Origin of the sequence: Vibrio cincinnatiensis DSM 19608 (assembly GCF_900167345.1) — a bacterium.
Taxonomy (GTDB): domain Bacteria; phylum Pseudomonadota; class Gammaproteobacteria; order Enterobacterales; family Vibrionaceae; genus Vibrio; species Vibrio cincinnatiensis.
Map to the genome: position 1 here is coordinate 112,195 of NZ_FUXB01000008.1, position 12,847 is coordinate 125,041.

General features: G+C 43.0%; 11 protein-coding genes. 8 read left to right on the forward strand and 3 right to left on the reverse strand.

All coding sequences use genetic code 11. The features are described 5' to 3' along the window. Positions 1–108 precede the first annotated feature (108 nt). A complete protein-coding gene (nhaB, locus tag B5D54_RS09180; RefSeq protein ID WP_078926247.1) occupies positions 109–1,695 on the reverse strand; it encodes a Na(+)/H(+) antiporter NhaB in 1,587 nt (528 codons plus the stop codon). 473 nt (positions 1,696–2,168) lie between these two features. On the opposite strand from nhaB, the gene fadR reads away from it, so the two are divergent. Next, positions 2,169–3,008: a fatty acid metabolism transcriptional regulator FadR gene (gene fadR / locus B5D54_RS09185; RefSeq protein WP_078926248.1), complete on the forward strand. Its 840-nt coding sequence runs from the start codon at positions 2,169–2,171 to the stop codon at positions 3,006–3,008. Between the two features lie 60 nt (positions 3,009–3,068). Here the strand turns inward: fadR and B5D54_RS09190 are convergent, their stop codons facing one another. Both B5D54_RS09190 and B5D54_RS09195 read right to left on the reverse strand, forming a co-directional pair. Next, positions 3,069–4,223 carry a DUF1887 family protein gene (locus B5D54_RS09190; protein ID WP_078926249.1) on the reverse strand — a complete coding sequence of 385 codons (1,155 nt, stop codon included), beginning with the start codon at positions 4,221–4,223 and terminating at the stop codon, positions 3,069–3,071. A gap of 194 nt (positions 4,224–4,417) precedes the next feature. Further along, on the reverse strand, positions 4,418–6,409 hold the full coding sequence (locus B5D54_RS09195) for a methyl-accepting chemotaxis protein (RefSeq protein WP_078926250.1): 1,992 nt from the start codon (positions 6,407–6,409) through the stop codon (positions 4,418–4,420). A 357-nt stretch (positions 6,410–6,766) separates the two neighbouring features. On the opposite strand from B5D54_RS09195, the gene hinT reads away from it, so the two are divergent. The 7 genes from hinT (at position 6,767) to B5D54_RS09230 (ending at position 12,757) form a co-directional block, all read left to right on the forward strand. Then, the gene (gene hinT / locus B5D54_RS09200; protein WP_078926251.1) at positions 6,767–7,117 is read left to right on the forward strand and encodes a purine nucleoside phosphoramidase; all 351 of its coding nucleotides are present in this window, start codon (positions 6,767–6,769) and stop codon (positions 7,115–7,117) included. A gap of 69 nt (positions 7,118–7,186) precedes the next feature. Continuing rightward, positions 7,187–8,578 (forward strand): COG3014 family protein, encoded by a 1,392-nt coding sequence (locus B5D54_RS09205; protein WP_115174011.1) that lies wholly within the window; start codon positions 7,187–7,189, stop codon positions 8,576–8,578. After that, positions 8,578–8,967 carry a YcfL family putative periplasmic lipoprotein gene (locus B5D54_RS09210; protein ID WP_078926253.1) on the forward strand — a complete coding sequence of 130 codons (390 nt, stop codon included), beginning with the start codon at positions 8,578–8,580 and terminating at the stop codon, positions 8,965–8,967. Before B5D54_RS09205 ends, B5D54_RS09210 begins: the two co-directional genes overlap by 1 nt. Before the next feature lie 26 nt (positions 8,968–8,993). Beyond that, a complete protein-coding gene (gene lpoB, locus B5D54_RS09215) occupies positions 8,994–9,584 on the forward strand; it encodes a penicillin-binding protein activator LpoB (RefSeq protein ID WP_078926254.1) in 591 nt (196 codons plus the stop codon). Positions 9,585–9,616: 32 nt separating this feature from the next. Further along, a complete protein-coding gene (locus B5D54_RS09220) occupies positions 9,617–10,486 on the forward strand; it encodes a phosphotransferase (protein WP_078926255.1) in 870 nt (289 codons plus the stop codon). A gap of 80 nt (positions 10,487–10,566) precedes the next feature. Beyond that, the gene (gene ycfP / locus B5D54_RS09225; protein WP_078926302.1) at positions 10,567–11,106 is read left to right on the forward strand and encodes an alpha/beta hydrolase YcfP; all 540 of its coding nucleotides are present in this window, start codon (positions 10,567–10,569) and stop codon (positions 11,104–11,106) included. 361 nt (positions 11,107–11,467) lie between these two features. After that, positions 11,468–12,757, forward strand: coding sequence for an NAD(P)/FAD-dependent oxidoreductase (locus B5D54_RS09230; protein ID WP_078926256.1), 1,290 nt, complete (start codon positions 11,468–11,470; stop codon positions 12,755–12,757). Positions 12,758–12,847 lie beyond the last annotated feature (90 nt).

Below are 12,847 nucleotides of genomic sequence, written 5' to 3' on the forward strand. Positions count from 1 at the left end.
TGCGTAATTAGGATAGTATTTGAGCCATTGATATTGATGAGTATCAATGGCTTGATATAGTAGTCAGAGCTTTTTAACGTGGAATAGTTTCTTATTCAATACAAATTTTTAATGCCCCATTGTAATCACTGCTGATTTAAGGCTATGGTGGGTAATCCACCCCATTTCATAAAAATAGCTAGTCATGGGGTCAAGTAAGAGTATTACGCAACTCAAACCCACTAAACTCATCACAAGGGTATATGGCAGAGCCATGAATACCATTCTCCCATAAGAGAGGCGGATTAATGGCGCGAGGGCAGAAGTGAGGAGAAATAAAAAAGCAGCCTGTCCGTTTGGCGTAGCGACGGAAGGAAGGTTTGTTCCGGTATTGATAGCAACGGCCAATAAATCGAATTGATCTCGAGAAATTAACCCATGTTCCAGTGCCGATTGTACTTCACTGATATACACGGTTCCAACAAAGACATTGTCTGACACCATAGATAAAAGACCATTGGCCACATAAAACAGAGCAAGCTGAGTGCCTTTATCTTCAATGTGTAACACACCATGGATGATTGGAGTAAACAGCTGTTGATCAATAATGACTGCCACAATAGAGAAAAATACCGCTAGCAACGCCGTAAACGGTAAGGCTTCTTCAAACGCTTTACCTAAAGCATGTTCTTCGACGATGCCTGAAAAGCTCGTGGCAAGAATGATCACCGATAAACCAATTATTCCCACAGCGGCTAAGTGCAGCGCCAATCCGGTGATCAGCCAAATAGCGATAAGAGCCTGTACCCATAGTTTCGCCCTATCTTGTTGAGTTCGATTCATGCGGGTTTCGTTATCAAAATCCATCAGGATTTGGCGAACATTGGTGGGTAATTGTGCGCCATAGCCGAAGATTTTAAAGTGTTCAACCAATAGGCAAGTCACTCCCCCGCAAAAAAAGACAGGAATGGTGATGGGGGACATGCGAATAAAAAATTCACCAAATAACCAGCCAGCGTGATCGGCAATAATCAGATTTTGCGGCTCACCCACCATGGTCATTACCCCCCCTAGAGCCGTTCCAACTCCTGCGTGCATGAGTAGTGAGCGTAAAAATGCACGATAATTTTCTAAATCCTCACGGGTCAGTTCGGAAAGTTGTTCATCGTGCGTATGATCGTGTGATAGTGCCGACGGTTGTCCGGAGGCCACTCTATGATAAATCGCATAAAACCCGACGGCGACACTGATGATCACTGCAATCACCGTCAGTGCATCTAAGAATCCAGAAAGAAATGCGGCGGTAATACAAAAAGCCATTGATAACATCAGCTTCGAGCGGATACCTAATAAAATCTTGGTGAAGATGAATAACAGCAAATTCTTCATGAAGTAGATACCCGCAACCATAAACATCAGCAGTAGTAGCACTTCAATATTAGCGACGAGTTCATGTTTAACTTGATCTGGGCTAGTCATACCAATGGCAATGGCCTCAATCGCCAATAATCCACCGGGTTGTAGCGGGTAACATTTCAAAGCCATGGCGAGTGTGAAAATAAATTCTGCAACTAATAACCACCCGGCGATAAAGGGGTCGATAAAAAAGAAGACCATGGGGTTGATGATTAAAAAGACGATGATGGCGATTTTGTACCAATCTGGGGCTTTACCCAGAAAGTTTTTAATAAAAGCACTTCCGAGAGATATCGGCATGATGATGACTCTTGTATTGGTAAACCAGCGAATGGGATCATTTTTTATACTGACTGAATAATATGATAAACAAGAATACGTCTATTTTTACTGAGTCAGATATTAACAAATAAGCATATTTATGCAGTTGAGTGTAAATTAAACCAAGTAAATTGAATCTTATCTCCTGTGAATGAAACAACGTCGATAGCGATAACCGGAGATGTCTCTATTTTGACGATAGAAGGGTAGTGGATGATGCGGAGGGAGTAAACGGTGTTAACCCGCTTTTCACGGGTGCTTTTTGATAAATTAAATTGAAGAAATGAGCGGATATAATGTGGGTATTACCGCTATCTATGATTGAAATTGAGTTGTTACTCTAATATTGAAGATGTGACAAGTTTACTTAGGGTTTGTTTCCGCTCAATGAAAACTAGTGGTATGATGAGTGCCATTCGACCCAAATAAATTAGAAACTGGATAAGTAGTTAATGGTCATCAAAGCAAAAAGCCCAGCAGGTTTTGCAGAAAAATACATCATTGAAAGCATTTGGAATGGTCGTTTCCCACCAGGCTCCATTTTACCTGCCGAGCGAGAGCTTTCTGAACTTATAGGGGTTACTCGTACCACATTACGAGAAGTGCTTCAACGTCTCGCTCGAGACGGTTGGCTCACCATTCAACATGGCAAGCCGACTAAAGTAAATCAGTTTATGGAAACATCAAGCCTGCATATTTTAGACACACTAATGACATTGGATGCAGAAAATGCCACCAGTATTGTGGAAGATTTGCTTGCTGCTCGAACCAATATCAGCCCCATATTTATGCGTTATGCTTTTAAAGTAAATAAAGAGAGTTCAGAACGCACCATCAGTAATGTGATTGAATCTTGTGAATCTTTATTAGCAGCAGAATCGTGGGATGTGTTTATTGCAACCTCACCATATGCCGATAAAATTAAACAGCATATTAAAGATGAAGCGGATAACGAAGACTATACTCGTCAAGAAATGTTGATAGCAAAAACGTTTAACTTTTATGACTATATGCTGTTTCAACGCTTAGCCTTTCACTCGGGTAATCAGATCTATGGTTTGATTTTTAATGGGTTGAAGAAACTGTATGATCGAGTTGGCAGTTATTACTTTTCTAATACAGAAGCGCGTCAACTGGCCCTATCTTTTTATCGTGATTTACTTGAGGTGTGCCATTCGGGAGCTCGTGAACAGTTACCGATTGTGATTCGTCAGTATGGTATTGAAAGTGCACAAATCTGGAATCAGATGAAAATGACGTTACCGTCAAACTTTACAGAAGATGATAGTTAATTCTTTAACAAGTCACGATGTGATTGAAAAAGCCCAAATGGGCTTTTTCTGTATCCAGCCTTATATATCACCACCAGCTGCTTGAAACCAACCGGTTAGGTGCCTTTTTAAATCTTTCAATTCATCAGGGCCAATCAGAGCCAGCCCTAAATCCTCGGCGCGAGTAATATCATTATGACGTAATGGGCGGAAGCTGACTAACATGGCTCGGGCTTGTAGCCCGCCAAGTAAGTCACGTAAGGACTCTAATTTATATAAGGTATCGTCACCATCATCACGCATCCCTTTCGTCTTACATTCAATAATATGCAGCTTATTATTGACAACGGTTGCGACATCTAACTCATTACGTACTTCTCGTTCACCGAGTTGACGGTAAACCTGAACATTAAGTGAGCGATCTTGGATAGTTGGCATCCCATCTTGGATCTGTTTTACCGTACTGTGAACGAGTGTTTCTAGCCACTCACCGTTTGCAAAACGACGGGCATCTTCATCGGAAAAGGTCAGTAAACCTTCTTGGTAGGTTGCAATGTTGGCTTCGACAAGATCGGAAATTAGCAAATTGAGCTCACGATAGCCTTGTTGTTTGATGGAAAGTTCAACATCCAGACGTTGTTCTTTACGGCAGGTCGTCGCTAAGTAGTTAAGCGTCGCAAGACCCGGCCCAAGTTCTAATGCGTGGCTGGCCCAGCGTTCACCTAATTGATACAGTTTTTGATCCAATTGAGGGGGGCGGTTATGTTCGCTGAACTCGCCTCGGGCCCCAAAAATAGTCAGGTAATCAGCAATGGTAATGTTGTCTTGCACTTGAGTATCAGGGCTGCCATCTGGATAGAGCCAGCACAACTTATCACTACGAGGCTCAACGACAAAAATAGGCCAGTGATAGGTCCGAAACACTTCATAGACAGATAATAATCGATGGCGTAGCCCGCAGCTGGCATTCAGTTTTACTTCAACTTGGCGTTGTTTGAGATCCTCTGCGAGTTGGCGAATGGCTAGCTTTGTTTCGGTAATATTCGCTTCATAAGGAATTTCAAAAAATTCTGAGGTGATTGCTCGTTGGGCTAATACCGTATGTAAGCGAACATACATGGCTTCTTGTGTTTTATCCCCGATAAAGACAATGTGTCGACTAATGGTGCGATTATCGAGTAGGGGCGTGACTAAACGAACTGGGTCTTGATCTATGATGCCAACATGAACGGCCATATTTTATCCTCATGTTTGGCTTGCAAAATAGAGAGAAGAAAAAGAAACGCGCAAGCCTTATCCATCATATAACGATGGCAGGACAAAAAAACAAGGGTGACTCTGTGGAAAAGTCACCCTTTGGGGAAGTTTTGACGTAGTACTAACAATCTACGCTAAGTTAAGTACCGAAAGCTTAATGTTGCTTCCGACGCTTATAATTTAAATCGATGAACGAGTTGCCCTTGCTGGTTGGCAAGCTGGGTTAAGTTTTCACTGGTTTGCGCGATTTGATTCATTGCCTTATAACTTTCATCCGCGATATGGTTGATGTCTTCTATACTTCGGGCTATTGAACTGGTGGTTTCGCTTTGTTCTGCTGCCGCTTGGGAGATATGCGTACTCATTTGGCTGATTTCTATGATCAAGGCTTGAATTTCTTCCATTGCACTATTGGCGCTGGAGGCTTGTTCAACCGATTGCTCCATATCTTGCATACAGGTTTCAATCACTTTACTGGCCGTTCCTGAACTGGCCTGTAAATTACTGATCATCGTCTCAATTTCAGAGGTCGATTCGGTTGTGCGCTGTGCAAGTACCCTCACTTCATCAGCAACGACAGCAAACCCTCTTCCTTGCTCTCCTGCTCGGGCGGCTTCAATGGCCGCATTTAAGGCCAGTAGGTTTGTTTGCTCAGCAATGTTGCGTATGACATCTAAAATTGAGCCAATTTGGCTGCTCATCTTATGTAATTCACCTACGGCATTCACTGAGTCATGAAGACGAGCTTCCAATTGATTAATTGTGGAGATGTTGTTGCTCATTACTTGGCGACCGGATTCAGAGGCACTTTCTACTTGCTGAACCATGTGCAGTGAATTTTGTGCACTATGGGCAACCTCTTGTACAGAATGTGCCATTTCCGTCATTGCTGTTGCGACATTGGCGGTCTGCTCTCGTTGATTGTTCAGTTTGTCTTGTGCGCTTTGAGAGGTAGATTGGTTACTGTTTGCTGTAATAGTCAGGTTATCTGAAGCTTCATTCAGCTTCATCAAAATGTCATGTAGGTTATTAGCGAGTGAGTTGATATGGGTACTTACACGCGCAAATTCATTGTTATAGCGAACTTCAATACGTTTGGTCATATCCCCTTGAGTAAGGCTTTCCAGCGTAGAAAGAATACGGTTGAGCGGGCTACGGACACTATGTGCAATATGATAGCCGATCCCTGTTGCCAGTAAGACCACTAAAATACCAATACCAATCGCTCGATAGACACCTAAATCATAAACTTCGCCAGCCTCGATGAGTGCGGCATTGAGCTCTTGAGTTGCCGTTTGGTTAAATGAGTCGAGAATCACCATTGCATTGTCCACTTCTGTGGCTAAGTTATCAATGTTGGCATACAAGGCATAACGAGATTTCAAATACTCATTGTGTTGGTCTAGTACCCCCCCTTTCTGTCCAATATCTTGAGTGAACTGTTCAACGGAGTCATCAAATACTCTCTTGAGTTCGGGAAGCTGTGCTGTTAAACCACGGTAAGAATAATTGAGGTGAGCCACCGCTTTTCGGTTATTGGCTACCGCTTGTTCTACAAAGTTCATATCAGAGCTGGCCAGTGCATCGGAAGTGATCACTTCCGCATCTCGAAGCTTAATGAAATAGCTTTTTGCCATGACTTTGACTGAAATACTGCTTTGTTCGTCCACGTACTCTTTCATACCCACGCTGAGTTCTGAATGTAGACGCTGAAAGTTACGTGTTGAATTTTGTACTTTTTCTTGTGAGATAAACATGGCTTGGTAGTTATCCATCGCATCGTACGCTTCAGTAAAATAGCGCTGCTCTAACTGCCGTAATGCACGGATGCGATCTTCCAGTTCAGGGCGGGAGGCACTGGCTTCAGCCAACTGTTGTAATATTGCACGAAAATCGGTTTGTGCTTGAGTAAATTCAGTACGTCTTTCCGCCATCCGCTCGCTATTTTGTGTGGTTAAAAAGTCCTTAAAGGATTTGTCTGCGGATAGGAGTTGAACACTGGTTTGGTTAGATAAGGAAACCAGAGGTAATGCGGATATGGATACTTCTTCAAAATTGGAATGGATACGTTGCATCCCATCCATCATGATAGCGACCGTGACGGCAAACATAATAATAATGAGTGCAAATCCGGCATACATACGCCTAATTACGGAACCTTGCATGTTTTTCTCTCCCTTGAAATCTCTCTCATTTAAAAATATGACACGCTCAATATGAAATGATGTGATAGGTACCGTTTAGGTTATCTTAGTGAAACGTGCTGCCTATCATGCAATTTGGCGGTCTGAATTATAGTAATGACAAAACGTCATAAAAAATTAACAAAATAATCAGTATTGTATGGAGATTAAAATACGCATTTTATGACGGGGACGGCAAAAATACTTTTTGGCATTTAATTTGTGAATGTAAATTTGGGTTTTGATAGGTGAACGGTGTTTTTTATTGAGATTTGATACACCTTGTCGCATACTCAGCCAGACTTAATGGCCTAATTTATTTTATCAACGGAGCGCTTCATGGCTGAAGAAACCATTTTCAGTAAAATCATTCGTAAAGAAATTCCAGCAGAGATTCTTTATCAAGATGAACTGGTTACCGCTTTTCGAGACATCAACCCCAGAGCGCCTAGTCATATCTTAATTATCCCTAACCAATTAATTCCGACGGTTAATGATGTGAAACCGGAACATGAACAGGCTCTTGGTCGTTTATTCACGGTAGCAAAGAAAATTGCGCAGCAAGAAGGCATTGCTGAAGATGGGTATCGCTTACTGGTGAATTGCAATGCACACGGTGGGCAAGAGGTATACCATATCCATATGCATTTAGTGGGTGGTCGCCCACTAGGACCGCTATTGATTGGCTAATATAGAACGGCCCAACAAGATTGGGCCATCACTTTATGGTTTTAACTCTGGTTTGAGGCGGTGAATGGCGTGAGCTTTTATTTACGACATATATTCCCCTTACTCGTCTGTCTGTTACTCAGCGCTTGTGCTCAGTTTACCGCAGGTAACCTCTTTAGCCACTATAGCGCTCAAAACAATCAACTTCATCAAGCGGTAAAAGCCGGAGACTATTCTCGTGCTTCTGGGTATTTATCGGATCATGTGGCGGGTGATATTCTTGATAATCTAGAAAAAGGCCGGGTTTACTTTCTTGACCAGCAGTATGCGTTGAGTAGAACAGCATTGGAATTGTCGGATATGGCGGTCACTCAGCAACAAGAAAAAGCCATGATATCGGTAAGCTCAACAGCGACGAGTATTGGCGCATTGGCGATTAACGATAACTTAAGTGACTATACTCCCGCCGATTATGAACTGGGATTCTTGCACCTTTATTTGGGGTTGAACTATCTTCAAAGTAACCAGTTAGAAGGGGCGCTCGTTGAAATGCGTCGAGCTAACCAGGTTCAGGAACAAGCACGAAGAAATCGTCAGTCAGAGTTGGAACGTGCACAAAAAGAGCTGCGTAGTAATGGTGTGTCTCCCAATATCGGGGCGGTATTATCCCAATATCCCGATGCAGGGACCCAATTGCAAGCCGTTCAGAATGGGTATTTATTCTATCTTTCAGCCTTATTGTATGAAGCGTCAAATGATTTAAACAGTGCTTATGTCGATTATCGCCGAGCTTTAGCGGTCGCTGAAAATAATTCGGCAGTGATTGATGGAATCTTGAGAGTCGCTCAGCGTTTGGGGATGAGAGAAGACTTGCGCCTATTGAGTGAACGCTATGGGGCACCAAATTCTCTGCAAGCACAGCAAGGAAGAGTGATTATTATTGAAGAACAAGGTGTTGTAGATAAGCGGCAAGGCTGGCGTTTATCTTTACCCTTATCTGACAGTCGGGGAAATACGGCGCTGTATTCTTTAGCTTTACCTTATTATGAACCAAGCCCGCAAACGGTCTTTCCACCATTACAACTGAATCAGTCTATGGTGATGGGAAACGAGTTAACCGATGTCCGCCTAATGGCGCAGCAAGATCTGTCTGAGCGGATTCCTACTATGGTGATTCGGCAAGCGTTGCGTGTTGTCACTAAAGATCAAATTCGAAAAGAGAGCACGCAAAGTGATGGGGTTGGAAATTTACTTATCAATGTGTTTAATACCTTAACCGAGCAACCGGATACTCGTAGCTGGTTAACGTTACCTGATCGTATTTTGGCTCATAGTGAAGTGGTCACATCAGGTGAACAAGTGTTGCAGGTTGGAGCTCAGAGCTATCGATTTACTGTGCCAGATGGGGGAACGACCCTAGTTTGGTTATCTCGGCAGGGGAGCAATGCCACTCTCTGGCATAAACAATTGGGAAGATTATGATGAAAAGAAGGGTTCTTGGACTGCTAGCGGCATGGCTTATCAGTGGTTGTGCGAGCAATACCACAGGGTTGAGCGTTGATGGTGCTAGTCAGCGGGTTTTATTTGGTGATCAAGTCCTGGCTGGCCGTATACAGATTGAGGATATTTCAACCACAGAAACTCATGGGCAAACTCGGGGGCTTGTCCGTATCTCCAGTCAATATCGAGGGGATCAACACTTGCAGTACCGTTTCTATTGGTATGATGCTGAGGGGCTGGAAGTGAATGTTCAGCCTGGGCCTTGGAAACAAATTATTTTACGTGGTGATGAAATGTTGCCATTGTCAGAAGTCTCCGTTAATCCACAAGGTAAACAGTTCCGAGTGCAGATTCGAGAATTGAAGAATTAGTGGGTAGGATGAGTAGAGGAAAAGAGATGAAAAAAAGTGTGGTAGTGCTTCTTGGGCTTGCTGTGGTGTTGGGAGGGTGTTCTAACCGTGTGAGTTATGGTGATGCCCAATCGGTCGAAACTGTAACCGTAGATTTCGGTTCCACTGATCTACAAAAAATTGCCGCAGATATGGTCGATAGCATGATGATGTCTGGCTCCGTTGCCGTGATTACTCGTGATACGCGTCCAGTGGTTTTTGTTGAGCGTATCAAGAATAAAACCAGTGAACATATTGATACAGAATCGATCACCGACACCATCAGTACTAAAATGCTGAATTCAGGCAAGTTCCGTTTTGTGGATATGGACCGAGTTGAGGCGGTTCGAGCTCAATTGAATTTCCAGAATAATGATGAGCTTGTTGACCAACGAGCGGCTATTCAATTTGGTCAAATGGTTGGAGCGCAATATATGTTGTACGGTAATTTATCCAGCATCGTAAAAAATGCGGGAAGAGATAAAGATGTCTACTATAAAATGACTATGCGCCTAATGGATTTAAAAACCGGTTTAATCGAATGGGCTGATGAAACGGAAATTCGTAAGCAGCAGTCGAGAAGTTTCTTGGGCTGGTAGAGCATCATGTATTGCAAGTAAAGAGGTGAACAATGGCAAGGATGTCATGGCGGGAAGCCTGTCAACTCGATCCGACATTACAGTCGTTAACTCACTTCTTTACTTCAACGCCAGAGTATGCGCAAACGTTGACTGGTGGGTTAACCAATCGATGCTGGAAAATTACTCACACTGCGGATCAGGTTTTTGTTTGGCGTCCTATTACGCTGATCACGAAAGGGTTATCGATATCTCGAGCTCAAGAGTATCAAATCTTAAAAGCAATAGAATCAAGCCATCTTGGCCCTAAAGCCGTGGTGATGAATGACCAAGGCTTATTAGTTGAATGGATCGCGGGGAAATCGCAGGCCGAAGAGAGTGTATGGGAGAGTATTCTCAAAGTACTGGTTCAAATCCACCAACTAGAAACGTCTCGAATACCTGTTCCTCCTTTTAACTATACTGCTCGTGTCGATCATTACTGGTTACATCTTAAGCCAGACGTTAAATCCTCTCCTTTTGAACCGTTATACCAACAGTGGCGCACAATGCCCAATTGTGCATCACTACCATTAACACTTTGTCATTTTGATTTAGCAGGCTATAACCTGATTAAAACAGAAGCAGGTTTTCGTGCTATTGATTGGGAATACGCCAGCATCGCAGACCCACGGTTAGATCTTGCGATTAGCATTGATGTGGCGGGTGAAAAGTTACTGGATGCTGTTTTCCGTTATTGTCAGTTGAGAAATATCCAGCAGGTAGACACTTGGATTGAGGGTGTGAAAGCGTGGCAGCCAAGAGTGAGAATGATGGCGATGCTTTGGTATTTACTCGCTTATCAGCTGTGGGGAGGGGATGAGTACTATCAGCAAGCTTTACGTTTTAAAGAACAATTAATTGCTGAACATCCATTGCCATAAATCAGTGGCAATAGAGCATTTAACGCTTTAAAACCATGCTTTTCATGTGTAAATTAAAATCTCCAGCTAGCGGGGGTAGTATGATTATTTATTTGCATGGATTTGATTCAACAAGTCCAGGAAATCACGAAAAAGTGCTTCAATTACAGTTTATCGATGACGATGTTCGTTTTATCAGCTACAGCACCCAACATCCGAAACATGATATGCAGCACTTATTGAAGGAAGTTCATAAAGCCATTGAGTTATCCAATGATCCACATCCTCTTATTTGCGGTGTTGGACTGGGAGGGTATTGGTCTGAGCGAATCGGTTTTTTGTGTGGAATTAAGCAAGTGATGTTTAATCCCAATTTACACCCTGAGATCAACATGTCAGGGAAAATTGATCGACCTGAAGAGTATGACGATATTGCGACAAAGTGTGTTGAACAGTATCGAATAAAAAACAAAGGGCGTTGTTTGGTTTTCCTTTCCCGCCATGATGAGTTTTTAGACAATCAAAAGGCCGCTCAAGAGTTGCAAGACTATTATCACATTGTCTGGGATGACGAACAGCCTCATAAATTTAAAAAAATATCACAACATTTACAAACCATTAAGGCCTTCAAAGAGGTTTAATTGGGTAAGCAGCTTCGATATGGGAGCTGCTTTTTACTCTGACCATGTTAACGTTTGTGAGTGTCATCCGTCCCTTACGGCCTCTGTATTGGTGAATCATTCATCAGACGCCTAAAGTCCGCTTAAAGGGAAGCCAGAATAAGCTAATCTTGGCTTGCACCCCTGAATTTGCCCTATATAATGAATCAAAAATAAAAAACTTGATAGACATCAAAAAATTGATGGATAGCATCACCAGAAAGCTAATCCTTATTGATGAACACTCAAGCCTCTCTAGAAGCCTACATATTTGATTTAAAGAATTTTATCAGCATGATACGTCGTGCTGACTCTGATTATTGATACTTTGAGGATAAACATAGTGACACGTATTATTGTAGTCGGTGGCGGAGCTGGAGGGCTTGAGCTAGCAACGAAACTCGGGCGGACCTTAGGGCGTAAAAATCGCGCTAACATTACCTTGGTGGACCGAAAGTCTAGCCATTTATGGAAGCCTTTGCTGCATGAAGTAGCGACAGGTTCATTGGATGAAGGTGTGGATGCTTTAAGTTATCGAGCACATGCCAAAAATCACAGTTTTGATTTTCAACTTGGTAGTCTGGAAGCGATTGATCGAGAAAGCAAAAAAGTGGTCTTGAGTGAGCTGACGGATGAACATGGTGAGCTGTTGATGCCTAAGCGTGAACTGCACTATGATCTACTGGTGCTAGCGATTGGTTCAACGTCTAATGATTTCAATACTCCTGGAGTTCGTGAGCACTGTATTTTCTTGGATAGCCCTGAGCAAGCCCATCGCTTTCGCACCGAAATGAACAATGAGTTTCTAAAACTCCATGCGAAAAATGGCCAAGGAACGGTTGATATTGCGATTGTGGGAGCGGGAGCGACGGGCGTTGAACTCTCGGCTGAATTGCATAATGCGGTGAAAGAATTGCGTACTTATGGATTTGGCGATCTTGACTCAAGTAAGCTAAATGTCAACTTGGTGGAAGCGGGGGAGCGTATTTTACCCGCCTTGCCTCCAAGAATTTCAGCCGCTGCTCATAGTGAACTGACCAAGCTTGGCGTGAATGTTCGAACGTCAACCATGGTGACAAAAGCTGAAAAAGAGGGTTTAACCACGAAAGACGGTGACAAAATCACGGCAACGATTATGGTGTGGGCGGCAGGAATTAAAGCGCCGGATTTTATGAAAGATATTGCGGGCCTAGAAACTAACCGAATTAATCAGTTAGTGGTGAAAGAGACACTGCAAACCACGCGAGACGATGATATTTTTGTGATCGGCGACTTAGCGCAATGCACCCAAGCTGATGGTTCTTTTGTACCACCAAGAGCACAAGCTGCGCACCAGATGGCCAGTTTAGCCTTCAAAAATATCGTTGCTAAACTCAATGGCCGTGAACTGAAACCCTACCTTTATAAAGATCATGGTTCGCTCGTTTCATTAAGCCGTTTTTCTACTGTTGGAAGCTTGATGGGTAACTTAACCAAAGGCTCAATGATGGTTGAAGGCCGTATTGCTCGTGTGGTGTATATTTCGTTGTACCGCATGCACCAAATGGCTTTGCATGGTGTGATAAAAACGGGACTGATGATGTTGGTGGGAAGAATTAACCGAGTACTGAGACCGAATCTCAAACTTCATTAATCTGCCAGAGTGGCTACAACTCAGTGGACCGCATGATCCAACAAGTTTGGGTGATCGGCTTCAGCTAGGCTAAATAGCAAGCGCAGTGTT

What these genes read in the sequence shown, in the direction of transcription:
- lpoB (WP_078926254.1), top strand. Translation starts at nt 8,994, where the DNA reads ATGAAAAAAAGTGTGGTAGTGCTTCTTGGGCTTGCTGTGGTGTTGGGA.
- B5D54_RS09220 (WP_078926255.1), top strand. Translation starts at nt 9,617, where the DNA reads ATGGCAAGGATGTCATGGCGGGAAGCCTGTCAACTCGATCCGACATTA.
- nhaB (WP_078926247.1), bottom strand. Translation starts at nt 1,695, where the DNA reads ATGCCGATATCTCTCGGAAGTGCTTTTATTAAAAACTTTCTGGGTAAA.
- B5D54_RS09190 (WP_078926249.1), bottom strand. Translation starts at nt 4,223, where the DNA reads ATGGCCGTTCATGTTGGCATCATAGATCAAGACCCAGTTCGTTTAGTC.
- ycfP (WP_078926302.1), top strand. Translation starts at nt 10,567, where the DNA reads ATGATTATTTATTTGCATGGATTTGATTCAACAAGTCCAGGAAATCAC.
- hinT (WP_078926251.1), top strand. Translation starts at nt 6,767, where the DNA reads ATGGCTGAAGAAACCATTTTCAGTAAAATCATTCGTAAAGAAATTCCA.
- B5D54_RS09210 (WP_078926253.1), top strand. Translation starts at nt 8,578, where the DNA reads ATGAAAAGAAGGGTTCTTGGACTGCTAGCGGCATGGCTTATCAGTGGT.
- B5D54_RS09195 (WP_078926250.1), bottom strand. Translation starts at nt 6,409, where the DNA reads ATGCAAGGTTCCGTAATTAGGCGTATGTATGCCGGATTTGCACTCATT.
- fadR (WP_078926248.1), top strand. Translation starts at nt 2,169, where the DNA reads ATGGTCATCAAAGCAAAAAGCCCAGCAGGTTTTGCAGAAAAATACATC.